This is a genomic window from Nannocystis sp. (assembly GCF_016714285.1).
In the GTDB taxonomy this organism is placed as follows: domain Bacteria; phylum Myxococcota_A; class Polyangia; order Nannocystales; family Nannocystaceae; genus Nannocystis.
This window is the reverse complement of sequence record NZ_JADJNN010000010.1, coordinates 268,406-292,887: the sequence shown is the minus strand read 5'-3', so window position 1 is coordinate 292,887 and position 24,482 is coordinate 268,406. Positions and strand designations below refer to the sequence as shown.

Sequence of the window (24,482 nt, the reverse complement as noted above, 5' to 3'; positions counted from 1 at the left end):
ATGTCACTGTTCCACTGGCAGGCGCTGACCGCTGCGGGCGAGCCGAGGCAGGGCGCGCTGACCGGCGAGTCCGAGGTCCAGGTGATCGACGCGCTGCGGCGGCAGGGCCTGCGCGTGACCACCGTGCGGCGCGAGCTGGGCGTGACCGAGCTGACGCCCGCCCGGGCGATGTCGACGGCGGCGGTGGCGGTGCTGCGCGAGCTGCTGGCGCTGCGTCGCGTCGGGCTCGGCGTGCCGACGGCGCTCGGACGGCTCGCTGAGCTGCGCGAGGCGAGCGGGCTGGACATCGAGCTGGCGCTGGTGCGGCGGGCGATCGAGGCCGGACAGGCGCTGGGCGAGGCGCTCGCGCGGGTGCCCCAGCGCTTCGACGACCTGAGCTGCGCCGTGCTCGTGGCGGGCGAGCGACGCGGCGAGCTCGACGTGGCGCTGGCCCGGCTCGTCGATCATCTCGAGCGATCACACCGACGCGACCCGCTCGCGGCTGGCTTGCGGAGGATCTCCTGGACGGTCGTCGGCGCCGTGCTGGTGACCGCGATCGTGCTCGGGCTGGTCGCGCCCGCGGCCCTCAACTTGTATGCGCACCTCGGCGTCGCCGCGCCGCGGCCGCTCGCCGGGGCGGTCGCGCTGCTACCGGGACTGCGCTGGTTCGCGGCGGTCGCTGCGTTGCTCGGCCTCGGGCTCGCGGCCGCGCTGCGGACCCCACGGCTGCGGGCCAGGCTCGACGCGCTCGCGTTGCGCCTGCCCGGCCTCGGCCCGGCGCTGCGAGCCCAGGGCGCGCTGCGACTGGCGCGGCTGCTGGCGCTGCTCGTAGACCTGCCGCTGCTCACTGCGCTCGAGCTGAGCGCGCCCCGGCTCGGCAACCACGCGCTGGGGCTGGCGCTGCTGCGAGCGCGCACGCTGGTGGCCCAGGGCGTCGAGCTGCCGGCGGCCTTGGCCGACGCGCAGCTGTTACCGGCGCTGGCGCTGGAGCTGCTGCGCGTGGCCGAGGGTGGTGAGCGGGCCGCCGTCCTGACGGTGCTTGTCGACATCTGCGAGGCCGCGGCCGACGAGCACGCGCGCAGGATCAGGCAGCTCGCGCGGACGCTGCAGGTGGTGAGCGCCGTGGCGATCGTGCTCGGGCTCGGGCTGCTGCTCGCGCCGTTTCAGCCGTAGCTAGAACGTGATGACCGGACCGAACGCGAAGTCCAGCAGGAAGCTGCTGGTCTTCGGGAACCACACGTTCGCCTGGATCTCGCCGAACAACGCGAAGTTCTTGACGATCTGGTAGTTGAAGCCGAAGTTCGCGCCGACGAAGCCGCCGCCGATGCGCACGGTGTCGATGCGCTGCGTGCTGTCGGCGTTGGTGGCGACCGACCCGGCGAGCGCGTTGGCCTGGAGTTGGGCGTCCCCGCCGGCACAGCCGCCGCTGTAGGGCCACACCGGCTGGCACATGCCGAGGTTCAGGCTGGCGGGCAGCTCCTTGTCGTCGGGCACGCTGTTGCCGTTGCGGTCGTTGGCGAAGCCCATGGGCACGCGCAGGCGGGAGAAGCCGCCGCCGACCTGACCGCCGACGAACAGGCGAAACTTCTTGTCGTCCTTGCCGAGGAAGTACTTGACCTTGATGCCGCCGGCGCCGGTGAAGCCGGGCTTGGTGCGCACGCCCTGCGGGTTCGGGTTGAGCACCTCGTTGGTGTACGAGTCGCCGAGCGCGAGCTTGGGGTCGTCGCGATAGACCTTGGAGCCGGTGACGAGCTCCAGGCGGCCAAACACGGACAGCACGATCGCCCGGCCGAGGCGGAAGCCGACCTCCGGGGCGATGTGGAACGGGGCCGAGGCCATGCCCGACTTGACCGGGTGGTGCTCGCCGCAGCTCTCGGGGTTGTAGACGAGGGCCAGGTCGGCCGGGGCGTAGGGCGCGTACTGGGCCGGGGCGAGGTTCATCAGCCCGTTCTGGAAGCCGACCGCGTCCGGGAGGGCGCCGGTGCCTGCCTGCCAGCGAGCTAGCGAGCAGGCGAAGTCGGCCGGGGTGTAGCCGCCGCTCGGTGAGAGCTGCTTGTAGCTCTGGTCCGCGACGCCGCGAGCGATGCCGGCGCCGGTGCCGAGGCCGATGTTGATGAACACCCGCGGCAGCGTGGTCTTCGGCTTGGGCGGGGGCTCCTCCTTGGGCTTGGGCGCCACCTCCTTCTTGCACTCGATCTCGAGCTTGAGCGGGTTCTCCTGGTCACCCTTGTTGCCGAGGTCCTTGTTGGCGCCGTCGAAGATGTAGAAGAAGTACTCGACCGGCTTGTCGCCGTGATCACTCGCGGTGAGCGTGCTCTGGGCGACGTTGCCGAAGGTGTCCATCGTCACCGTCTTGAACTCACCGACGCCCGCCGGACGCCAGTAGAGCACCACCTGGCCGCCCTCCGGCGCCTGGTTGGCCAGCGCCGTGAGCACCAGGTCCTTGCCGCAGGCGTCGCTGATGTCCGGCGCGGTGTGCTGCACCGACTCGCTCGGGGCGCTCACGCCCGAGTCCTTGCGGGCCTTGTCGAGCAGCTTCTGCAGGTCGGTCCCCCGCAGCTCGGTCAGCAGGCTGACGTTGTAGTCGGCCTTGACCGCGTCGATGAAGGCCGCGGTGGTCTCATCGGCCTTGCCCGTGTTCGAGAAGATGATGACCGCCTTGAGCATGCGCAGCGGCGCGGTCATCGGGTCGTCGGGCGCGGCGCCGTTGAGCGCATCCTCGAGGCCGGCCTTGGCCGCGTCGAGCTCGAGGTTGTTGTACTGCCCGAGCGCCTTGTTGTACGCGGCCTTCAGATCCTCGCGAGCATCGAAGAAGGCGCGGCCGGGGCCCCTCAGGCCGGGCGAAAAATTGGGGGCGATCAGCGGCGCCTTGAGGGCGCGCGGGCTGAGCCCCAGCGGTGATGCGGAGGCGCTGGGCGCCAACAGGACTGCCGGCAGGACTGCGAGCAACGTGGACCCGCCCGTGGTGATGAGCCACGCGCGGGCGCTCCGGCGAGAGGTGGGCTGGATGCGGTCTCGGGTGCTCACGGCGGGGTCGCGGCTCCTTCAGGCAGTGGCGGGATGGATCGACGGGGACAGTGCCGTCGGTGTCGACGCCGGAGAGCGGCGCGAGCCTGCGCTCCCCCTCGCGGGCGAGCGCAGGTGCAGGCGAGGAGCGCCTACTGGATGGTCTTCTTGCAGTCCTTGAGGTTGAACTCGACGCGACGGTTGGCAGCGCGGCCGTCCGCGGTCTTGTTGCTGTCGGGCGTGAGCGGCACTTCCTCGCCGAAGCCACGCGGCTCGAGGCGACCACCGTCGATCTTGCCCTGCTCGACCAGGTACTTCTTGACGCTGTCGACGCGCTTCTGCGACAGCGTCTTGTTGAACTTGTTCGAGCCCTTGCTGTCGGTGTGACCGTCGATCCAGATCTTGATGTCCGGGGCGGCGTTCATGGTGTCGCGGACCTCGTCGAGCACCTTGAAGCTCTTCGGGTCGATGTCCCACTTGTTGAACTTGAAGTAGATCTTGTCCGACAGCTTGATCTGGCAGTTGTCGATCTTGAGGACATCCGGGCAGCCGTCCTCGTCCTCGACGCCGTCGAAGTCCTCGGGCAGGTTGCGGCAGTCGACCTCGACGCCGTTCTCCGTCTTGTGGTCGTTGTTGGTCCAGGTGTAGGTGCCGTCGCCGTTGCGGTTGAGCTGGGCCGCGTCGAGCACCTTGTCGTTGTCGTTGTCGACGTCGGGGCAGCCGTCCTGGTCCTCGAACTGGTCGAAGTCCTCGGGGTCGTTCGGGCACTTGTCGACCGCGTCGAGCAGCGTGTCGCGGTCGTTGTCGGGGTCGGGGCAGCCGTCCTCGTCCTCGAACTGGTCGAAGTCCTCGGCCTCGTTGCGGCAGTCGACCTCGCGGCCGTTCTCCGTCTTCTTGTCGAGGTTGATCCACTTGCCCTCCTTCAACTCGGAGGCGTCCAGGACCTTGTCCTGGTCGTTGTCCTTGTCGGGGCAGCCGTCGTCATCCTCGAAGCTGTCGAAGTCCTCCGGATCGTCCGGGCACTTGTCGATGCCGTCGTCGTAGCCGTCGCCGTCGCGGTCGCCGACGCGGGGCGCGTTGTCGCGGACCACGTTCGGGTCCTTGCAGCGGACCGGGTCGGTCTTCTTGCGGGCCAGCGTGGTGTACAGGTCGGCCTTCTCCGCGTGCTCCTTGCCGCGGTAGTACTCACCCATGGTCAGCGCGTCGCGGGCGAAGCGGATGTTCGCCTCGGCGATCGCCGTCTCCTTGGGCGCGCAGCCGATGGTCTTCGAGCCATCAGCGATCGCCTCCTGCAGGATCTTGTCGTAACCATCTACCTTGCCGTTCAAGGTCTGTCCGGCGCAGGACAGGCCCGCCGTCGTCACAGCCATCATGGCGAACATCGCACTGGTACGCCGGTTCACTTGCCACCTCCGACCGAGACGCCGGCCTTGACCTCACCACCACCGGCGCTGCCCGAAGCGCTGGCACCAGCTTCCGGTGCCGCCTCCTCGGGGGTGGCCAGGGCATCGCTGTGTTGCTCCATCTGGCCCTTGCGCCGCATCTCGGCCTTCTTGGTCGCCTCCTCGGCGAGCTGCTTGGCCCGCTCGCCGTAGTCGAAGGAGCGCTCGTACTCGCTGTAGCCCATCAAGATCTTCGACTGCTCGAGGTACGTCACCGACCCCCAGTATTCGTAGGGCGCGTTCTCCTCGGCGCCCGAGGACTCGGCCTTGGCTACCGCGCGGCTCGACTCACGAGCCACCTTCTTGATGTAGCCGAAAGGCCCGCAGCCGGCGCTGAGTACAACGAGCGAACACAGCGCGATGAGGGCGGGAAAAAGCTGACTTGGACGCGTCATTCGCAACACCAGAGGCTCCCTGGTTCGAGATCGTGACAGGCACGGCCGAGCCTCGAGGCCCGAGCGAAGCTGCCGAAATCGGCGCGACGATACCAGGGGGGCCTGCGGGGGGTCAACAAGACTGCCGGAAGGCCCCCGATTAGCTCCGCGGCGGTTCGCGGCGGTCCATGGCGCTCCGTGGCAGGCCGTGTGGGCCAGTGCCGGCACGATCGCGGCCAGCTGTGGCGGCAGGACAGGCTTTCACCGCCGTAGACCTGCCCGCAATGGGCAATAGGGCGGCGGCGCGCCCGTGCAAATGCAGCTGCAACGCTCTACCCCCTGGCTGATACCCTGCTGGGCATGCCGTGCCGCAGCCACGCGACCCGCCGCGCGGGTGCTCCCGGGGGCCCTCGCGCGGCGAGATCCACGATCGCCGCGGCCACGATCGCCGCGATGTTCGCGGGGATCGCTCCCTCGGCCTGCACGCGGGTCAGCGAGACGCAGCGCTTCCCGGTGGTCAGCGAACGACTCACGATCGCCCGCACGGTCCCCGAGCAGGGGGCGGTGATCGCCCGCGACGCCCAGCTCGACTTCTGCTTCTCCGGCCGCGTCGACCCCCGCGCCCTCGACGACTTCGACGTCAGCCTCTCCTCCGGCCTGGTCACCTTCGACGCCCAGCTCGAGCTGCAGCTGTTCGCCTGGCGTCCGCCCGGCGCCAGCGTCGGCGACTCCGACGCGGCCTGGTGTCCCGGCAGCGTGCTGTCCGTCCGCCCGAAGTCCCTCCTGCGTCCCGGCGTCCTCTACCACCTCCGCCTCCAGCCCTCCGCCGTCGGCTGGGCCGGCGAGCAGCTCGATGTCAGCGGTCCCGGGTGGATCCACAACGACGACGGCTCCGCCTTCCTGCTCGAGTTCACCGTCGACCCCGAGGCGCTCGACACGGACACCGACGGCGACACCGACGGCGACACCGACGGCACGGACACCGACGGCCCCGAAGCGCCGGCCCCGACCCTGCGCGACCTGTTCGCCGCCGGCCAGGTGTTCGCCAGCGACAATCCTGCGTGCAGCTGTCACCGCGACGGCGATGACCTGGCGCGCGCCCGCCTCGACCTGCGCGACCCGGACCGCGCCTTCGCCGACCTCGTGCTGGCGACCGAGCTGCAAGCCACCGGCTACCCGATGGTCGCGCCGCGCCGACCGGCCGAGAGCTACCTCGTACAGACGCTGCTGCGCGACCCCGATGGCACCGCCCTGTACGGCGTGCTCGGCGATCCCATGCCCCCCGACGAGCCGCTCGCGTATCCACAGATGGTCGCGCTGGTCCGCTGGATCGAGGGCGGCGCGCTGCCCTGATCGACGGCCCTCATCCACGGCCCTCATCGACCCGTTCGCCGCTCACGGCGGCAGCGGGGCCTTGTACTCCGGCCGCTCCATCTCGCGAACCATCTTCAACATCCCCTCGAGACGCTGGACCCGACCGCGGGCCTGCTCGTGCGCCTGCACGAAGTCCGCGTCCTTGAGCCCCAGGGCGGCCGCCCGATCGTAGAGCGCCAGCGCCTCGGATTGCATCTGAAGGCACTGCTGCACCTGGTCGCCGGTCAACAGCGCCGCGCCGATCTCCTTGTCGTGGACCAGCTTGCAGGGCCCGCGCTCCGCGTCGCCCTCGACCTTCATCCCCTCCATGTACAGCGCCTGCCGCGACTCGCCGCAACCCGGCCCGATCGCCGCGACACACAACCCGAACACGAGCCCCGCACGCACCATCCGTCGACCATACACCGCCCCCATCGCCCGGCCAACCGTGTGAGCCAGCCCGCTGCCGCCCGCCTCCTCGCCCCTCGCCGCCCCCGTGATAGCTTCCCCCGCGCCATGCAGGTCCTGCGGCAGCCCGTCCCTCTCGAGCCAGGCACCGCCGCCTGCGTCGGCGCCTTCGACGGCCTGCACCTCGGCCACCAGGCCCTCCTCCGCCGCGCCCGCGAGCTCGCGCCCCACGTCGCGCTGGTCACCTTCGACCCGCACCCCGCCCGCGTCCTCGCCCCCGAGCGCGCCCCCCGGCTGCTGCAGTCGCCCGGTCAACGCGCCCGCGTGTGCGCCAGCCTCGGCGTCGACGCGCTGGTCCTCCTCGGCTTCGACCGCGCCCTCGCCGACACCAGCCCCGAGGACTTCGCCCTGCGCCTCCTGATCCACGGCCTGCGCCCCGCCGCCGTGGTGGTCGGCGCCGACTTCCGCTTCGGCGCCGACCGCCGCGGCGACGCCCTGCTGCTCGCCGAGCTGCTGCGCCCGGCCGGCATCCCCGTCGCCGCGATCGAGGCCGTACCTGTCCCCGGAGACATGTCACTCCACGCCGGCAAGCTCAGCAGCTCGGGCATCCGCGCCGCCGTGCTCGCCGGCGAGCTCAACCACGCCGCCGCGATGCTCGGCCGCTGGTACAGCGTCGAGGGCGTGGTCGTGCCCGGAGCCGGCCGCGGCCGCGAGCTCGGCGTACGCACCGCCAACGTCGACGCCCCCACGGCCCTGCTCCCGCGCCCCGGCATCTACGCCGGCGCCCTCGGCCTCCCCGGCGACCCCCACAGCAGCTGGCCCGCGGCGATCTCCCTCGGCCACAACCCAACCTTCGTCGCCGACCCCAACGCCCCGCTCGTGCTCGAGGTCCACGCCCTCGAGCAAACCCTCGGCGACAGCCTCTACGGTCGCAGCGTCGAGGTCGCCTTCGCCGCCCGCCTGCGCGACGAGCAACGCTTCACCGACGCCACCTCCCTGCGCGAGCAGATCGACCGCGACTTCGCCGCGGTCCGCCCCGCCCTCGACCCCGCCGCGTTCGCATCCTTCACTCGCAACCTGTCCTTCGCGACATGACTCAAAAGCCATCCGCACCCGCGCTCGTCAGCGCCACGCTCGCGCAGGTGTACATCCAGCAGGACCACCTCGAGCAGGCCCGCCGCATGCTCGCCCGGGTGCTCCAGGCCGACCCCGAACACGGCCACGCCCTCGCCCTGGTCGCCCGCATGCAGGCCCGCTCGCGCGCCCGCCTCTACGCCGGCTACCGCCCCGGCCGCGGCCTCGCCGTCCGCTGGCACGACGCCCCCGAGCTGCCTGACCTCCACCTCGTCGTCGCCGTGTTCCGCCCGAGCGCGGCAGGCACCACCCTTTATGTCACCTCGGTCGCCTGCCGCAGCGCCGCCGGCGAGCACGCCTTCGTGTTCCCGGGCGAGGCCCGGGGCCCCGCGACCGCGACCCTGTGCCTGGCCCGCTGGGACGGCGCCCGCCTGCGCCCGGTCGCCGTGCACGAGCCGCTCTCGTGGTAAGGTCGCCGCCGCCCATGTTCCGCGGAGCCTACACCGCCCTCGTCACCCCCCTGCACCACGACCGCCTCGACGAGCCCGCGATCTCCCGCCTCGCCGAGCAACAGATCGCCGCCGGCATCCATGGCCTGGTCCCCTGCGGCACCACCGGCGAGGCCTCCACCCTCTCCACCAGCGAACACCTGCGCGTCGTCGAACTCACCGTCCAGGCCGCCGCCGGCCGCGTCCCCGTGCTCGCCGGCGCCGCCAGCAACAACACCCGCCACGCCGTCGAGCTCGCCCGCGCCTGCAAACAACTCGGCGCCGCCGGCACGCTGCAAGTCACCCCTTATTACAACAAGCCGACCCAGGCCGGCCTCGTCGCCCACTTCACCGCCATCGCCGAGGCCAGCGAGCTCCCCGTCGTCGTCTACAACGTCCCCGGCCGCACCGGCGTCGACCTCCTCCCGGAGACCGTCGCCACCCTCGCCCGCCACCCGCTCATCGTCGGCATCAAAGAGGCCACCGGCGACATGGCCCGCATCGCCCGCATCCGCGAGCTGCTGGCCGGCAACGACCGCTTCGACCTCCTCTCCGGCGACGACTTCACCCTCCTCCCCTTCCTCGCCCTCGGCGGCCACGGGGTCATCTCCGTCACCAGCAACGTCGCCCCCCGCTGGCTCGCCCAGCTCTGTGACGCCGCCGCCGCCAACCGCTGGGACGAGGCCCGCAGCTGGCACTACCGCCAGCTCCCCCTGTGCCGGGCCCTGTTCGCCCAGCCGAACCCGATCCCCGTCAAATCGGCGATGGCCCTGCTCGGCCGCTGCCACCCCGACATGCGCCTCCCCCTCCTCGCCATCGACCCCCAATCGCGCGACGGCCAGGCCCTCGCCGACGCCCTCCAATCCCTGGGACTCACGCCATGAGCGACCGCCTCACACCCATCATCATCGTCGGCGCCCGCGGCCGCATGGGCAAGACCCTCCTCCGCGAGATCGCCTTCAGCGACAGCATGGTCCTCGAGGCCGCCGTCGACCGCTCCGGCGGCCCCGGCCTCGGCCAGGACGCCGGCCGCGTCGCCGGCCTCCAGGACCTCGGCGTCGAGGTCACCGACGAACTCCGCCCGCGCCGCAGCAGCGTCGTCGTCGACTTCTCCCTCCCCCACGCCACCGAGACCAACCTGCGCCGCTGCGTCGACGCCGGCGTCCCGCTCGTGCTCGGCACTACGGGCCTCCACAAGTCCACCCGCGAGCTGCTCCGCGCCGCCGCCAGCGACATCCCGATCGTCAGCGCCGCCAACTTCAGCGTCGGCGTCACCCTCCTCACCAAGATCGCCGGCCTCGTCGCCCACGCCCTCGGCGATCAGTGGGACGCCGAGATCCTCGAGATCCACCACAACCACAAACGCGACGCCCCCTCCGGCACCGCCCTGCGCATCGCCAAGGCCGTCGCCAAGGCCACCGGCCGTGACCCCGACGCCGTCCTCCGCAGCGACCGCGCCGACCCCCACGCCCGCCCCCGCGAACGCGGCGAGATCGGCGTCGCGGCGATCCGCGGCGGCGACTCCGTCGGCGAACACACCCTCATGTTCCTCACCGATGGCGAACGCCTCGAGCTCACCCACCGCGCCGGCGACCGCGCGATCTTTGCGCGCGGCGCCCTGCGAGCCGCCCGCTGGGTCGTCGACAAAGAGCCCGGCCTCTACACCATGGCCGATGTCCTCGGCCTGGCCGGCCTGAGCTGATGGACCACCTCGAGTTCCGCCTCCTCAGCCACACCACAACCCCCGCGGGCGAATCCGCGGCCTTCGCCCTGCAAGTCCCGCCCGACCTGCTCTACCTGCAAGGCCACTTCCCCGGCTACCCGCTGCTCCCCGGCATCGCCCAGCTGCTGGCCATCGCCCTCGACCGCACGCACAACCTGTGGCCGAGCCTCGGCCAGCCACAGCGCGTCACCCAGCTGAAGTTCAAGCGGCCCATCTTCCCCGGCGACCCGCTCGAGCTCCAGCTGGGGCGCACCACCAACGAGGTCCGCTTCTCGATCGTGCGCACCACCACGCAGCCCGAGCTGTGCACCCACGGCACCCTGATCTTCCGCCCGTCCTGACCCACGGACGGCCTCCCCCGCCACATCGCCAGCGAGCCACCCACGGCACGCAGATCTTCCGCCCGTCCTGACCCACCACCCGTGCTAAGGAAAGCCCCCGTGGACTCCCCGCAAGCACGCACGGTCGACATCGCGATCCTGGGCGGCGGCCTCGCCGGCAACCTCCTGGCCCGCCAGCTGCGCCGCAGCCTCCCCGGCCTCTCGCTCGCCCTGTTCGAGCGCAGCCGCGAGACCAGCTTCAAGGTCGGCGAGTCCACCGTCGAGATCGCCAGCAACTACCTCATCCGCCGCCTCGGCCTCTCGACCTACCTCTACGAGAACCAGCTGCCCAAGAACGGCCTGCGCTTCTTCTTCGACACCCCGGAGAAGAACGCCGCGATGGTCGACATGAGCGAGATCGGCAGCCGCCACCTGCCCGTCTTCCCCAGCTTCCAGATCGACCGCGCCCGCATCGAGGCCGACCTCATGCGCATGAACCTCGCCGACGGCGCCGACATCCGCACCGGCGCCCGCGTCCATGACCTCAAGCTCCACGAACCCGAAGGCCCGCCCGAGTCGCAGAACGCCAGCGGGATGCACGAGTTCACCGTCACCGAGGGCGACACCAGCTACCCCGTGCGCGCCCGCTGGGTCGTCGACGCCACCGGCCGCGCCAGCGCCATCGCCCGCCAGAAACAGCTCCGCGTCCCCGCCGACCACCCGATCGCCGCCGTCTGGGGCCGCTTCACCGGCCACGTCGACATGGACGACGCCGGCACCCCCGAGTGGCGCGCCCGCGTCCACAACACCGCCCGCGTCCTCTCCACCAACCACTTCTGCTACCCCGGCTACTGGATCTGGTTTATCCCGCTCGGCCGCGGCGTGATGTCCGTCGGCTGGGTCGGCGAACACAAGATCTTCAACGACGCGATGCGCAAACCCGAGGGCTTCCTCGAGTTCCTCAAGACCCACCGCGCCCCCTGGGACCTCCTCAAGGACCGCGCCGAGCTCATCGACGTCCTCGCCTACAAGCAGCTCGCCTACGGCACCAAACAGTTCTTCAGCGGCCAGAACCGCTGGTTCCTCACCGGCGAGGCCGCCGCCTTCACCGACCCCTTCTACAGCCCCGGCTCCGACTTCATCGCCCTCTACAACGACTTCATCACCGACCTCATCACCCGCGACCACGCCGGCGAGACCCGGGCCCAGATCGCCGACCGCTCCGCCACCTACGACGAGTTCATGCAGTTCCGCTACCAGGCGACCATGCTGCTCTACCGCGACCTCTACCCCGTCCTCGGCTCCTTCGAGCTGCTCAAGCTCAAGTGGGACTTCGACATCGCCTGCTACTACAACCTCTGGGCCGCACCCTACTGGCACGACCAACACCTCGACCTCCGCCAACTCAAGTCCGACCTGCGCCGCAAGGACTTCGTCCTCCAGGGCCTCGAGAACTTCTCCCGCCTGTTCCAAAAGCTCGAGGCCGGCTTCCGCGAGAAGGGCCTGTGGCACCGCGCCAACCTCGGCCGCTTCGCCTGCGCCCTCGAGGGCGTCCACTTCGCCAACGAGCTGCTCGCCCCACGCCCGCGCAAGCAAGTGATGCGCACCTCGGAGTCGATCTTCAACGCCACCCGCGCCCGCGCCCTCGACCTCCTCGCCGACCTCGGCGAGGCCCCCAGCTCCAGCGAGCGCACCCTGCCCCTCTACGAGTTCCTGCTCCCGAGCCCGCTCGCCTGAGGGCGCCGCCGCTCTGGACGCCCAACCCCCCCTCTCGCTACCATCACAGGCCCTCTCATGACGCGCGCGGAAATCTACCAGCGGATCACCGGCATCCTGGTCAAGACCTTCGAGCTCGACCCCGCCGACATCCGGCCCGAGTCGCGCCTCTACGAGGACCTCGACCTCGACAGCATCGACGCCGTCGACATGTTCGTCGAGCTCCACGAGGTCACCGGACGCCGCATCGACCCCCAGGTCGCCCGCAAGATCCGCACCGTCCAGGACATCGTCGCCCTCGTCGAGGCCGAACTCAGCGGCGCCGGCGTGGCGGTCGACAGCTAAGCTCCCGCCAGGTCCCTCCGCGTGGTCTACCCGCCCCTGCAAGACTTCCTCCCGCACCGACCACCGATGCTCCTCATCGATGAGCTCGTGCACTGCACCCCGCACGATGTCACCTGCACCGTGACCGTCCGCGCCGACGCCCCCTTCGTCGTCGACGGCCGTGTCCCCGCCCTCGTCAGCCTCGAGCTGTTCGCCCAGACCGTCGCCGCCCTCCACGCCTACCTCCACCGCGACCACCCCGGCGGCCAGCACGGCAAGCTGCTCGGCACCCGCGAGCTCGAGCTCGCCGTCGACCACTTCCACGTCGGCGACGCCCTCACCATCACCGGCCACGAGCTGTGGCACGACGAGCACCTGGCCCAGTTCCGCTGCGAGCTGCACCGAAACGGCGAGCGCCTGGCCGCCGCCGCGATCTCGGTCGCCCACGGCGGCGCCCAGGACCAGGGCGCCCGACCAGGAGCCCCCCCGTGACCCCACGCCGCGTCGTCATCACCGGAGCCGGCGTCGCCTCGCCGATCGGCCACTCGCTCGCCGAGGTCAGCCTGTCCCTCCAGACAGGTCGCCACGGCATCGTCACCATGCCCGAGTGGGACGCGATCGGCGACCTGCGCACCCGCCTCGGCGGCGTCGTCCAGGGCCTCGACCTCGAGCACCGCTGGCACCGCAAGCAGACCCGCACCATGGGCCGCGTCGCCCTCCTCGCCACCCACGCCACCGAGCAGGCGCTGGCGATGGCCGGCCTGCAGGGCGACGAGATCCTCGGCGACGGGCGCACCGGCCTGGCCTACGGCTCCACCTCCGGCTCCTCCGCCGCCCTCGCCGACTTCTGCACCACCCTGTTCGCCCACATGAACATGCGCGGCCTGCAGAGCACCAGCTTCCTGCGCTTCATGGCCCACACCTGCGCCGCCAACCTGGCCCAGTTCTTCGCCATCCGCGGCCGCATCATCCCCACCAACTCCGCCTGCACCAGCGGCGCCCAGGCGATCGGCTACGCCTACGAGTCGATCAAGTACGGCCTGCAGGAGGTCATGATCGCCGGCGGCGCCGACGAGATGCACTTCACCACCGCCGTCACCTTCGACCTCATGTTCGCCACCTCGGCGAATTTTAATAAAGAGCCCGATCGCAGCCCGCGGCCCTTCGACGTCAAACGCGACGGCCTGGTCGTCGGCGAGGGCGCCGGCACCCTGATCCTCGAGAGCCTCGAACGCGCCCGGGCCCGCGGCGCGCAGATCCTCGCGGAGATCGTCGGCTTCGGCACCAACTGCGACGGCCTCCACATCACCGCCCCGTCCGAGTCGGGCATGCGCGGCGCCATGGCCCTCGGCCTGCGCGACGCCGACATGCGCCCGTCCGAGGTCGACTACGTCAACGCCCACGGCACCGCCACCGACATCGGCGACATCGCCGAGGCCAGCGCGACCCGGGCGATCTTCGAGCGCGCCATCCCGATCTCCTCGAACAAGAGCTTCACCGGCCACACCATGGGCGCCTGCGGAGCCATCGAGGCGGTCTTCAGCCTCGCCATGCTGCAGGACGAATTCCTCGCCCCGACCCGCAACCTCGAGCAGCTAGACCCCCGCTGCGCCGACCTCGACTACATCCGCGAGCTCCGCCGCGCCCGCATCGACACGATCATGAGCAACAACTTCGCCTTCGGCGGCGTGAACACCTCACTGATCCTGCGCCGCCTCGACTGACACCACCGCGGCGAACACCTCGTCGAGGCTGCGCGCCAGCAACAGACGGTCGGCCCAGCGCTCGAGCTCCCCCGCCCTCCGTCGCCTCGACCCGCTCGCGCACCCACGGCTGGGGTCGCAAGCCCACGCCCATTCCGCTTTACCCCCGCCGCAGCCCCGGCCACACTGGCGGCGCTGCTTGGAAACCCTCGCCCTCGCTCGCTCCAAGCAGAGCCCCCGCGCTGGAGACCCCGCATGAAGTACCTGTCCCTGAGCCTGCTCGTCGCCCTGTCCGCCTGCGACGCCGCCGTCGCCGTTAACTCGAAGATCGCCGCGGAAGAGGCCGCGGCCCCCGTGGCCGTCGAGGCAGCCGCCGGCGCTGACGCCAGTGAAAAGACCACCACCGCCCCCGACACCGCGCTCGCCGCCAAGGTTGACGGCAAGGCCACGGTCCAGCCCGACGCCTTCGACCTCGAGTCGGTGAGCTTTCTGGTCAAGAAGGGCAAGGTCAAGGACGCCCCCGCGCTCGAGAAGCAGATCAACGACCCCAAGGAGAAGATCAACAACGTCGACATCGACGGCGACGGCAAGGTCGACAAGATCCAGGTCCTCGAGGTCCGCGGCGCGGCTGACGTCGTCGTGTTCGAGCTGCGGGCGATCCCGTCGTCGACGAAGAACAAGGACGCGGCCGTGGTCATCGCCACGATCGACTTCACCACCGACAAGACCAGCAACCAGCTGGTCGTCAAGGCGGTCTACGCCCCCGTCGTCGTCGGCCACGAGACCATCGTCTACGACTACGTGGTCCCCATCGAGGTCAAGGGCGAGACCATCGTCGTCGTCGACTCCAGCCCCTTCTACGGCTGGCTGTTCGCCGTCTCGCGCCCGGCCTACGTCGGCGTGTACGTCTACGAGGTCGCCCCCCCGCCCGTCATCATCTTCGAGACCAAGCACTGGAAGGGCAAGGGCAAGCACTGGGGCAAGGGCAAGGGCAAGGGCAAGCACTGGCACTGAGCCCGTCAACCTCCATCCCTTCCGCACCCAGCCTCGCCCATGCAACGCCTCAGCCTCCTCCTGCCCATCCTCGCCCTCGCCTGCGGCGACAACGGCGAATCCACGAGCACCAGCCCGACCGCGCCGACCGGCGCCACCGCGAACAGCGAGGCCAGCACCGTCACCGAGGTGAGCGGCGGCGAGACCACCAGCGACACCCCCACCAGCGCCACCACCGACGCGCCCGTCACCACCACCGTCGCAACCGCCGCCACGACCACCGAAGCCACCTCCAACGCCACCACCGACACCCCGGCGACCGACGCCACCACCGACACACCCGCGACCACCGGCGACATCCCCGACACCGACCCCGACCCCAACGCCCCGCCGGTGATCGACGGCGACTGGTGGCACCCCGGCATCACCACCACCTGGCAGCTCCAGCTCACCGGCGACATCGTCACCAGCTACGCCGCCGACCTCTACGACATCGACCTCTTCGACGCCCCAAAGGCCACCATCGACGCCCTCCAGGGCGAGGGCCGCAAGGTCATCTGCTACTTCTCCGCCGGGTCGGGCGAGGACTGGCGCCCCGACTACAACGACCTCGACCCCGCCGCCCTCGGCAAGCCGCTGGACGGCTGGCCCGGCGAGGTCTGGCTCGACATCCGCCACCCCTCGGTGTGGTCGGTCATGCGCGGCCGCCTCGACCGCGCCGTCACGGCCGGCTGCGACGGCGTCGACCCCGACAACATGGACGGCTGGCTGCAAGACTCCGGCTACCCGCTCACCAGCGACGACCAGCTCGCCTACAACCGATGGATCGCCAACCAGGCCCACCTGCGCGGGCTCACCGTCGGCCTCAAGAACGCCGGCGACCAGGTCCCCGAGCTCGTCGACTACTTCGACTTCGAGCTCAATGAACAATGCCACGAGTACGACGAGTGCGGTCAGCTCGCCCCCTTCACCGACCAGGGCAAGCCCGTCTTCAACGTCGAGTACCCCGGCGACGAGAGCGACGCCCAGGCCATGGTCGACCCGCTGTGCCCGCAGGCCAAGGGCGAGAACCTGCGCACCCTCATGCTGCCCTACGAGCTCGACGGCAGCTGGCGCGTCAGCTGCGACTGACCTCCCGCCCGCGCACGCACACCCTCATGCTGCCCTACGCGCCAGCTGGCGCGTCCGCTGCGACGAACCCCTCGCCCGCCCTCGTACGCCCGATCCGCCGCGCTCTCCGCCCGTGTTAGCCTCCGGCCGCGCCGACCGGGCGCACCACGAGCACCCATGGACCGCCAGCGCCCCCGCACCACCAGCGACGAGATCGACCTCTACATCCGCACCTACTACTCGCTCCTGCGCAGCAGCGGCGAGGTGCGCGTCCGGGCCTTCGAGGAGGCCCACAGCTTCAGCGACTCGAGCCTGCACGCCGGCGCCCTCTCGGGCACCCCCGACGTCGCCGCCTTCGCCTACAGCGCCGCCCGCCTGCCCGCCTGCATGCCGCAGGTGCGCCGCATCGTGCTCGGCCAGTCGCACGAGAGCTTCGAGGCCGCCGGCCTCGAGATCCGCACCTGGGAGCGCGTCCAGACCCGCGGCCGTCGCAGGCCCCTGCGCTTCAACGGCGGCGACCTGCTCGGCGCCTTCATCTCCAGCACCAGCGACATCGACGACATCGTCCCGATCGTCACCGCCTACCAGATCGTCTGGAACCAGCTGCACGTCCTGCTCGCCGACACCGAGCTGGCCCGCCGCCTGCTCGCCAGCGACGGCCCGCCACCCACGCTCGACGCCGCCGAGCTGGCGCCGATCCTCGGCATCGACGTCGACGCCGCCCGCACCCTCTGCGCCGCCCTCGACCGCGACTGGATCCGCGGCCTCCAGGCCATCTGCGCCCGCCCCTGCGACCTCTCGCTCCGCGTCCTCAGCGGCTCCTACTCGCAGTACCAGCGCGCCTCACAGCGCTGGTGGTCCGACATCGAGCCGGCCTACCTCCGCGAGACCGCCCCGCGCCGCCCACCGATCTACTTCGTCTCCTCCAACACCCACTCCCTGCTCAACATGCTCGGCGGCTACGCGAAGGCCAACCGCGACGGCATCATCGCCTTCGCCCAGCGCCGCGACCCCGAGGGCCTCGCCGCCCCGCTGCTCGCCGCGATCGCCAGCGGCCGCGAGCCCGCGATCTGCAACCTCAGCTACTACCTCCTGCGCGCCTTCCTCCACGACGACCCCGCCCAGACCCAGGCCCGCCTCGCCGAGATCCAGGCCTACGAGGCCGAGAGCGGCATCCGCTCGATCGACGTCCCCGGCAAGATCGACGTCAACGCCCAGATCTTCGCCCTCTCGCGCCTGATCCCCGAGCGCCTCGACCCCCGCCTGCAGATGCCCGGCCTCGAGCGCCTGCGGGCCAGCGACGCCGTCATCATCAACATCGACTACCCGCTCGGCATGGCCGCCTACCACCACCTGTCGCGCATCGGCCAGGGCTGCGGCGAGGTCCGCGGCCTCTACATCATGGGCAAGGCCGCCAGCCTCAACGCCCGCGTCGGCGACGTCATGATCTCCACCGTCGTCCAGGACGAGCACTCGCGCAACACCTACCTGTTTCGCAACTGCTTCGCCGCCGCCGACATCCAGCCCCACCTCGAGGTCGCCTCCGTCTTCGACCAACAAAAGGCCCTCACCGTCCGCGGCGCCTTCCTGCAGAACCGCGAGTACATGAGCGTCTTCTACCGCGAGGGCTACACCGTCCTCGAGATGGAGGCCGGCCCCTACCTCTCCGCCGCCTACGAGCTCGTCAACCCCCAGCGCTACCCCAACGACGAGATCGTCCACCTCTCGGTCAACACCCCCTTCGACATCGGCATCCTCCACTACGCCTCCGACACCCCCTACTCGCGCCGCCAGAGCCTGCTCTCCAAGAGCCTCTCCTTCTTCGGCGTCGAGGCCACCAGCGCCTGCGCGATCGCCATCTGCCGCCAGATCTTCACCCGCGAGCTCGCCCGCCTCGGCCCCTGAACTGTCCCAAAGGCCATCCCCGTGCAAGCCGTCCCAGGGCCAGCCGCCCACGCCGTCACCGTGTAACCTGTCCCAAAGGCCATCCCCGTGCAAGCTGTCCCAGAGGACACCTCGATCGACCCCTGGAGCGCCCTCGCCCACCCCCCCGCGATCGACGCCGACCCCGAGCTGCGCCTCCGCTTCGCCCTCCACGCCGCCCTCACCGCCCCCTCACCCGCCAACACCCAGCCCTGGCGCCTCCTCCTCCAGGCCGACCAGGTCCTGCTCTTCACCGACCCCACCCGCGGCCTCACCACCCGCGACCCCGACGGCCAGCAACGCATCATCGCCGGCGGCGCCGCCCTCGGCCTGCTCCGCGTCGCCCTCCGCGCCCTCGGCCTCGCTGAACACAGCCAACTCCTCCCCGGTGACCACCCCGACCTGCTCGCCCGCGTCACCCTCACCGGCTCCGTCGCCCCGACCCCCGAGCAGACCTGGCTGCTGCAGGCCGCCGCCAAGCGCCGCACCCATCGCCCACCATTCGCCGCCCGCCCGGTCCGCGAGCCCCTGCTCGCGCGCCTCTGCGATATGGCCCGAGAGACAGGTGCCGAGCTCCTGCCCCTGCGCCACATCAACCAGCGCTCGGCCCTCGCCGCCCGCGTCGAAGCGGCCCTCGCCCGCGACGCCGCCGACCCGGCCCACCAGCGCGAGCGCACCGCCTGGCCCGAGCCCGGCCCCGAGCCCTTCGCCACCATCACCGGCAGCCCCGCGCGCGGCGACGCGATCGCCGAGGGCAGCCCCCTGCTCGCCCTGATCGTCACCCGCGACGACGACCCCGGCGCCTGGCTGCGCGCCGGCGAGGCGCTCATCCGCGTGCTCCTGCGCGGCCGCGTCGACCACCTCCAGGCGTCCTTCCTCCACGGCCCGCTCGCCCGCGCAAGCGATCGCTTCGCCGTCGCCGAGGAAGCAGCTGTCCTCGAGGACCTGCCCCAAACGCCAGGCTTCGCCCAGCTCGCCCTCCGCATCGGTCACGGCGGCGACCTCCCGCCCCAGCCCCGTCGCCCGCTGCGAGAGGTCCTGCTGCGCACGCCACCCTGAGCCGCGAGTCCGCGAGCAAGACGCGCCCCAGGGCCCACCACCAGCCCCCGCGCCGCGATCCGCGACCCGCGGCCCGCGTGTTAGCCTGCAGCATGCCCCGCACGCTCGCGCCGCTGCTCGCCGCCCTGCTCGTGACCGCCTGCTACGAGCCCCAAACCCCGCAGCCCGCCCCGACCACCGCCACCAAGCCAGCACCCGCCCCGCTCCCGCCCCCCCAGCTCACCCCGCCCGCGCCCGGCGCTGACGACCCCCGCTGCGGCGCCGCGGTCGTCTACCTCAACGCCGTCCGCACCGCGACCGAGCTGTCCGCCCTGCGCAGCGCCTACACCAAGACCGCCCTGCAGGCGCTCGTCCAGGCCAGCGACGCCGCGACCAAGCGCGAGGACGACGTCGCCATCACCACCCTCCTCGCCGCCACCGACCCCACCGCCCCGGTCGCCGTGCAGTCCGCGATCCACGGCGCCCTCGCCCAGTGGATGCGCCACAACCTCAAGCTCGCCGTCGACGACAAGGACCGCAACAAGCGCGCCGCGGCCTGGGCCGCCGCCCGCTGCGTCTGGGCCCAGGACCTCCGCCAGCTCGGCCTCGCCCTCCAGCAACGCAGCAACGAGCTGTCCTCCGAGACAGCCCGCGACGACGCCACCGCCGTCGACATCATCGACGCCGCCTTCACCGTCGGCAACGTCGCCCTCGCCGCCGACCCCATCGACGAGCGCGCCCTCCTCCCCGCCCACCAGACCATCGAGAAGACCTGGTACCGCGTGGTCCACCGCGAGCTCGGCGCGGCCGCCACCCGCGCCCGCGACAACAAGGACCCGCTCGCGGCCCGCCACGCGCTCGGCCTCTTCGACATGCTGCGCGACCGCCTGCAGGACAAGAACACCCCCGGCATCGCGATCGTCGCCGCCCACCTCGCCGGCGACCCCACCGCGATCGACCCCGCCGCCGTGCTCCGCGAGGTCGACGTCGCCCTCGCCAAGCGCACCCGCAAGTACTGCAGCGACGCCCTGACCGCCAAGCTCCTCGGCACCCCCGCCGGCATCGCCAGCGCCCAGGAGGGCGCCAGCTACGCCCGCGTCCTCCTGCCCGGCATGCGCGCCCGCCTGGCCGATCAGAAGTTCGACGCCGACGCCCACGTGGCCAGCTGGACCGCCTTCGTCGAGGCCGTCGACGCCGGCGTCGACGAAGTCGAGATCAAGCGCCTGAGCGACGACCTCGTCCACTGGAACTGCGCCTACCAGCAGGCGCTCGGCGTCCGCGAGTGTACAGCCACCGCCGACGAGCCCGCCAAACCAGCCGCGCTCACGCCGGCGTCGAAACCTGCGCCGGCACGACCAACACCGGGCAGCTCGCCTCGCGGATGATGCGGTCGGCCGTGCTGCCGACGAAGAAGCGAGCCACCCGGCTGCGCCCGCTCGCCGCCAGCACGATCAGGTCGACCTCGCGAAGCTCCGCCTCACCGAGGATCACGCTCAGCGCCACACCCGGCCGCGCCACCAGCTCGACCTCGATCCCCGCACAGTACCGATCTGCCACCACCTGCAGCGCCGCGATCGAGGTGTCGTGCGCCGCCTTGTGCACCTCCGCCATCACCTGCTGCGACAAGCCCACCGTCAGGCTCCCGGTGTACATCGAGCTGTAGGCCAGCGGCGGCGTCACGTGCAACAGCACGATGCGAGCCCCGCTCAGCTTGGCCAACCCCGCCGCCAGGGCGATGCTGCGCAGCGACGCCGACGCGTAGTCGATGTACTGCTGCTGCACCAACACCGCGTGCCCGGCCGCGATCTGCTCGTCGGTCGCCGGCTGAAAGTCGATGGGGACGAGGATGCGTGCGAATGGCTGGACAGTCATCGCCCGCGAGCATACCAAAGCCCCGCCGCGACCGACCCGCGCCGCGGTACAAATCTCCCATGCCCCTCGCCGTCCCCGGCCCAGACTCGCTGCTGCTCGCGACCTATAAATTTGCGCGGGACCCGTACAGCTACTTCGCCGACTGCCAGCGCCGCCTCGGACCGGTGTTCCAGAGCTGGCTCGCCGGGCGACGCATCGTCCTCACCGGCGAGCCCGAACACGTGCGCACAATCTTCGCAGCCGACCACGACAGCGTCAGCGCCTTCAACCCCGGCCACCTCCACGCCCTCCTCGGCGTCAACTCGCTGATCCTCATCGACGGCACCCGCCACCAGCGCGAGCGCAAGCTGCTCGCGCCCCCGCTGCACGGCGCCCGCATGCGATCGTACGCCCAGATCATCCGCGACAGCGCGCTCCGCCGGACCGCCGCCTGGCAGGTCGGCGCCCCCATGATCGTCCAGGACACGACCCAGGGCATCTCCCTCGACGTCATCGTCCGCGCCGTGTTCGGCGTCCAGGAGCCCGCCCGCGGCGCCGCCCTCGAGGCCGCCCTGCTCCACACCATGGACGCCGTGTGGCCGCCCTCGATCATGATCCGCTGGCTGCAACGAGACCTCGGCCCGCTCACCCCCTGGCGCCGCTTCAGCCGCGCCCGCGACCAGGCCGACGTCATGGTCCGCGAGGAGATCGCGGCCCGCCGCGCCGCCCCCGGCGACGACATCCTGAGCCTCATGACCACCGCCCGCTACGAGGACGGCGAGGGCATGAGCGACCCGCAGATCCGCGACGAGCTGCTCACCCTCCTCGCCGCCGGCCACGAGACCACCGCGATCGCCCTCGCCTGGGCGATGTACTGGCTGCACAAGAACCCCGCCACCCTCGAGCGCCTGCGCGAGGAACTGGCCACCCTCGGCGACAACCCCGACCTCGACGCCATCGCCCAGCTCCCGTACCTCGAGGCCGTCTGCCACGAGACCCTCCGCCTCTACCCGATCGTCCCGCTCGCACCCCGCACCCTCCGACGCCCCATGACCCTCGGCGAACACGAGCTCCCCGCCGGCACCAACGTCGGCGCCTGCACGATCCTCGTCCACCGGAGCCCCACCCTCTACCCCGAACCCGACGCCTTCCGCCCCGAACGCTGGCTCGGCAAGAAGTTCGCCGCGTGGGAGTTTACGCCCTTCGGCGGCGGCATCCGTCGCTGCATCGGCGCCGCCTTCGCGGTCTACGAGATGAAGCAGGCCCTCGCCGCGATCCTCCCGCACCACCGCCTCCGCCTCGTCGACAACACCCCGATAAGGCCCCAGCGCCGCAACATCACCCTCGGCCCGCGCGGCGGCGTGCGCATGATCCTGACCGAACGGACAGGTTGATACAGCCAGCCCAGGCCCGCGATCGTGCCCTGAGACACAGCCCCCGCGCCCGCCCAGAACGTTGCTCCGCCCGCCCCCTTCCGCTAGCTTCGCGCCCAGACATGCCCGACAGCCTGTCCCTCGCCAGCACCGACCTCGCCGCCGCACCCGAGTCGCTCGAGCTGCGCCCCGTCGACGGCCTGCCACGCTGGCTCGGCGGACGACTCGCTCGCTTCTTCCTCCGCCTCGTCAGCATGGAAGAGAACGACGCCGCCCACCTCGCACGCATGGTCACCCCCACCGCCGGCTACTTCCGCCGCGACCGCCATGTCCACCCCGAGGTCGACCCCACCACCTACCGCCTGAACCTCACCGGCCTCGCCGACCCCCGCAGCCTCGACCTCGCCGAGCTGCAAGCCCTGCCGCGAGAGACCCGCGTGTGCGTGCAAGAGTGCGCCGGCAACGGCAATCACATCATGGGCTCGGCCGGCCTGTGCGGGCAGGCGCTGTGGTCAGGCCCCAGCTTCGAGTCCCTGCTCGAGCGCTGCGGCGGCCCCGGCGACTCCACCCACTTCGCCTTCCACGGCCAGGACACCCTCGGCGTGCTCAAGCGCGGCTACCACTACGGCCTCTCGCTCGCGGAGCTGCGCAAGGCCCGGGCGATCGTCGCCCTGACGATGAACGGCGAGCCGCTCTCGCGCCGCCACGGCTTCCCCGCCCGCCTCATCGTCCCGCAGATCTACTCGATGTCCCACGTGAAGTGGCTGTGCCACGTCGAGGGCAAGACCCGCCCGCACATGGGCATCCACAACCGCCTCGTGTTCACCAACAAGGAGCTGCACGCCGGCAAGTGGGTCCGCGTGCAAGCGCGATGGATCGGCCTCAAGTCGGTCATCGCCCACTGCACCCGCGAGGGCAGCGGCTGGCTGCTCACCGGCTGCGCCTGGGGCGGCGAGCGACCGATCGCCAGCGTCGAGCTCAGCTGCGACGGTGGCCTCTCCTGGCAACCCGCCCACCTCCAGACCCCCGCCGAGTTCTTCCGCGAACGCGGCGACCTGCCCGCGCCCGCGCTCGCCGGCGCCTGGGGCGTCTTCACCTTCCACTGGCTCCCGCCAGGCCCCGGCACCTACAAGCTCGGCTGCCGCGCCATCGACAGCGACGGCAACATCCAACAACTGGACAACGACCCCAAGGTCCACGGCCACTTCAACCAGACCCGGGTGAAGTGGCGCAGCGTCACCGTGCCCGAGCGGCGCCTGCCGCCCGGGCCCGCCTAGTCGCGCTCGGCCCGAGCGGCGCCTGCCGCCCGGGCCCACATAACACTCACACCGGCACCGCGCAGGCGCCGATGTTCTCCTGGTCGGGCGGCGTGGGGTTCCCCTCGCCGTACCACGGCACGCACTCCTGCATCGGCGCGCCGGGGCAGGTGTTCGGCTCGTTGATGTTGCAGTAAGGCGAGCAGCAGCCGTTGTCCGGCGGACAACCCGGCACCGTCTCCGGGTTGGCGCAGAACAGGCCGTAGTCGCACACGTTGATGTACGCGCAGGGGTCGCCGTACTTGCCCATGTCGCCGCTGGCGTCGAAGTCACAGATAAACGTGTCGACACCGTCGAAGAAGCAGATCTGGCCTTCGGGACAGCTCTGGGCCAGCGGGTCGCAGGTCTCGAGACAGACGATGATCACGCCCTCGTTCGACTCGTCGCAGATCTTGTCGCCCGAGCAGGTCGGCGCCATCGGCGTGCCCTTGCACAGCTCGACGCAGCTGCCCTTGTTGTCGGCGTCGAGGAACCAACACATCGACCCGAGCTCGCAGTTGTCGACCCCGCTCGTGCCGCCGCCCTCCGCCACACAGTCGTCGCCGACCTTGGCCGCGTTGTCCGCGACATCCGTACACTTGGTCGAGTTCCACGACTGGCCGCCTGGATCCCACGGCATGCACTTCTGCCCCATGGGACAGTCCTGCTTCCAGATGTCACACTCCTTCACCCCGGTCGGGCCGCCGTCATTCATGGGAATGAAGCCCGTCGGCGGCGCCCCGGTCTCGGCGTCCGAGGTGGCGTCGCTGGTCGGCCCCGCCGTCGTCGTCGGCTTGGTCGGGTCCACCGACGTGCTCCCGCTGCCGACACCAGTCTCGCTGTTGCCGTCCTCGGCGCTCGAGGTCTGGGTCTTGGTGGTGTTCGCGTCGCCGTCCTTCCCGCAGCCCGTCAACACGAAGGCCCCGACAACCATGGTCCGCAAGACAAGATTGATTCGCATTCGCTTCGCTCCTCTTCGCGCATGCTAC

Annotated in this window: 24 protein-coding genes; 18 read left to right on the top strand and 6 right to left on the bottom strand. The window is 71.2% G+C overall.

Annotated elements, in window-relative coordinates; all coding sequences use genetic code 11:
* Positions 1-1,152 carry a type II secretion system F family protein gene (locus IPJ59_RS19440; protein ID WP_293253604.1) on the top strand — a complete coding sequence of 384 codons (1,152 nt, stop codon included), beginning with the start codon at positions 1-3 and terminating at the stop codon, positions 1,150-1,152.
* On the opposite strand, the gene IPJ59_RS19435 is transcribed toward IPJ59_RS19440, so the two are convergent.
* The 3 genes from IPJ59_RS19435 to IPJ59_RS19425 form a co-directional block, all read right to left on the bottom strand.
* Positions 1,153-2,928, bottom strand: a complete 1,776-nt coding sequence (locus tag IPJ59_RS19435) for a hypothetical protein (RefSeq protein WP_293272842.1) — start codon at positions 2,926-2,928, stop codon at positions 1,153-1,155. It lies immediately after the preceding gene.
* 209 nt (positions 2,929-3,137) lie between these two features.
* Positions 3,138-4,355 carry an OmpA family protein gene (locus tag IPJ59_RS19430; protein WP_293253371.1) on the bottom strand — a complete coding sequence of 406 codons (1,218 nt, stop codon included), beginning with the start codon at positions 4,353-4,355 and terminating at the stop codon, positions 3,138-3,140.
* A gap of 29 nt (positions 4,356-4,384) precedes the next feature.
* Positions 4,385-4,726, bottom strand: coding sequence for a DUF4398 domain-containing protein (locus IPJ59_RS19425; RefSeq protein ID WP_293253368.1), 342 nt, complete (start codon positions 4,724-4,726; stop codon positions 4,385-4,387).
* Between the two features lie 528 nt (positions 4,727-5,254).
* Between IPJ59_RS19425 and IPJ59_RS19420 the strand changes: the two genes are divergently transcribed.
* Positions 5,255-6,154, top strand: a complete 900-nt coding sequence (locus tag IPJ59_RS19420; protein ID WP_293272841.1) for a hypothetical protein — start codon at positions 5,255-5,257, stop codon at positions 6,152-6,154.
* A gap of 42 nt (positions 6,155-6,196) precedes the next feature.
* Here the strand turns inward: IPJ59_RS19420 and IPJ59_RS19415 are convergent, their stop codons facing one another.
* On the bottom strand, positions 6,197-6,565 hold the full coding sequence (locus tag IPJ59_RS19415) for a hypothetical protein (protein WP_293253362.1): 369 nt from the start codon (positions 6,563-6,565) through the stop codon (positions 6,197-6,199).
* Positions 6,566-6,670: 105 nt separating this feature from the next.
* Here IPJ59_RS19415 and ribF point away from each other — a divergent pair, with 105 nt between their 5' ends.
* From ribF to IPJ59_RS19345, 14 genes are all read left to right on the top strand, one after another.
* Complete coding sequence (gene ribF, locus IPJ59_RS19410) at positions 6,671-7,657, top strand: riboflavin biosynthesis protein RibF (protein WP_293253359.1); 987 nt, start codon at positions 6,671-6,673, stop codon at positions 7,655-7,657.
* Positions 7,654-8,106, top strand: a complete 453-nt coding sequence (locus IPJ59_RS19405; RefSeq protein WP_293272840.1) for a tetratricopeptide repeat protein — start codon at positions 7,654-7,656, stop codon at positions 8,104-8,106. The genes ribF and IPJ59_RS19405 overlap by 4 nt, the downstream gene beginning before the upstream one ends.
* 14 nt (positions 8,107-8,120) lie before the next feature.
* Positions 8,121-9,008 carry a 4-hydroxy-tetrahydrodipicolinate synthase gene (dapA, locus tag IPJ59_RS19400; protein ID WP_293272839.1) on the top strand — a complete coding sequence of 296 codons (888 nt, stop codon included), beginning with the start codon at positions 8,121-8,123 and terminating at the stop codon, positions 9,006-9,008.
* Positions 9,005-9,826 carry a 4-hydroxy-tetrahydrodipicolinate reductase gene (gene dapB / locus IPJ59_RS19395; RefSeq protein ID WP_293253350.1) on the top strand — a complete coding sequence of 274 codons (822 nt, stop codon included), beginning with the start codon at positions 9,005-9,007 and terminating at the stop codon, positions 9,824-9,826. Before dapA ends, dapB begins: the two co-directional genes overlap by 4 nt.
* A complete protein-coding gene (locus IPJ59_RS19390) occupies positions 9,826-10,188 on the top strand; it encodes an ApeI family dehydratase (RefSeq protein WP_293272838.1) in 363 nt (120 codons plus the stop codon). Before dapB ends, IPJ59_RS19390 begins: the two co-directional genes overlap by 1 nt.
* Positions 10,189-10,287: 99 nt before the next feature.
* A complete protein-coding gene (locus IPJ59_RS19385; RefSeq protein ID WP_293272837.1) occupies positions 10,288-11,904 on the top strand; it encodes an NAD(P)/FAD-dependent oxidoreductase in 1,617 nt (538 codons plus the stop codon).
* A 57-nt stretch (positions 11,905-11,961) separates the two neighbouring features.
* Positions 11,962-12,228, top strand: a complete 267-nt coding sequence (locus IPJ59_RS19380) for an acyl carrier protein (RefSeq protein WP_293253341.1) — start codon at positions 11,962-11,964, stop codon at positions 12,226-12,228.
* A 21-nt stretch (positions 12,229-12,249) separates the two neighbouring features.
* The gene (locus IPJ59_RS19375; protein WP_293253338.1) at positions 12,250-12,699 is read left to right on the top strand and encodes a hotdog family protein; all 450 of its coding nucleotides are present in this window, start codon (positions 12,250-12,252) and stop codon (positions 12,697-12,699) included.
* Positions 12,696-13,931 (top strand): beta-ketoacyl-ACP synthase, encoded by a 1,236-nt coding sequence (locus tag IPJ59_RS19370; RefSeq protein ID WP_293253335.1) that lies wholly within the window; start codon positions 12,696-12,698, stop codon positions 13,929-13,931. Before IPJ59_RS19375 ends, IPJ59_RS19370 begins: the two co-directional genes overlap by 4 nt.
* A 234-nt stretch (positions 13,932-14,165) precedes the next feature.
* Positions 14,166-14,924, top strand: a complete 759-nt coding sequence (locus IPJ59_RS19365; RefSeq protein WP_293272836.1) for a hypothetical protein — start codon at positions 14,166-14,168, stop codon at positions 14,922-14,924.
* A 39-nt stretch (positions 14,925-14,963) separates the two neighbouring features.
* Positions 14,964-16,034, top strand: a complete 1,071-nt coding sequence (locus tag IPJ59_RS19360; RefSeq protein ID WP_293272835.1) for an endo alpha-1,4 polygalactosaminidase — start codon at positions 14,964-14,966, stop codon at positions 16,032-16,034.
* A 156-nt stretch (positions 16,035-16,190) separates the two neighbouring features.
* Entirely contained in the window at positions 16,191-17,918 is a 1,728-nt protein-coding gene (locus IPJ59_RS19355; RefSeq protein ID WP_293272834.1) for a DUF6909 family protein, read from the top strand.
* A gap of 87 nt (positions 17,919-18,005) precedes the next feature.
* Positions 18,006-18,995, top strand: a complete 990-nt coding sequence (locus tag IPJ59_RS19350; RefSeq protein ID WP_293272833.1) for a nitroreductase family protein — start codon at positions 18,006-18,008, stop codon at positions 18,993-18,995.
* Between the two features lie 92 nt (positions 18,996-19,087).
* Positions 19,088-20,359 carry a hypothetical protein gene (locus IPJ59_RS19345; protein WP_293272832.1) on the top strand — a complete coding sequence of 424 codons (1,272 nt, stop codon included), beginning with the start codon at positions 19,088-19,090 and terminating at the stop codon, positions 20,357-20,359.
* Here the strand turns inward: IPJ59_RS19345 and IPJ59_RS19340 are convergent.
* Positions 20,298-20,846 carry a universal stress protein gene (locus IPJ59_RS19340; RefSeq protein ID WP_293253317.1) on the bottom strand — a complete coding sequence of 183 codons (549 nt, stop codon included), beginning with the start codon at positions 20,844-20,846 and terminating at the stop codon, positions 20,298-20,300. The two genes, IPJ59_RS19345 and IPJ59_RS19340, sit on opposite strands and share 62 nt — an antisense overlap.
* Before the next feature lie 59 nt (positions 20,847-20,905).
* Between IPJ59_RS19340 and IPJ59_RS19335 the strand changes: the two genes are divergently transcribed.
* Both IPJ59_RS19335 and IPJ59_RS19330 read left to right on the top strand, forming a co-directional pair.
* Complete coding sequence (locus tag IPJ59_RS19335) at positions 20,906-22,219, top strand: cytochrome P450 (protein WP_293272831.1); 1,314 nt, start codon at positions 20,906-20,908, stop codon at positions 22,217-22,219.
* 101 nt (positions 22,220-22,320) lie between these two features.
* Positions 22,321-23,475 (top strand): molybdopterin-dependent oxidoreductase, encoded by a 1,155-nt coding sequence (locus IPJ59_RS19330; protein WP_293272830.1) that lies wholly within the window; start codon positions 22,321-22,323, stop codon positions 23,473-23,475.
* A gap of 46 nt (positions 23,476-23,521) precedes the next feature.
* Here the strand turns inward: IPJ59_RS19330 and IPJ59_RS19325 are convergent, their stop codons facing one another.
* Complete coding sequence (locus tag IPJ59_RS19325) at positions 23,522-24,427, bottom strand: hypothetical protein (protein ID WP_293253308.1); 906 nt, start codon at positions 24,425-24,427, stop codon at positions 23,522-23,524.
* Positions 24,428-24,482 lie beyond the last annotated feature (55 nt).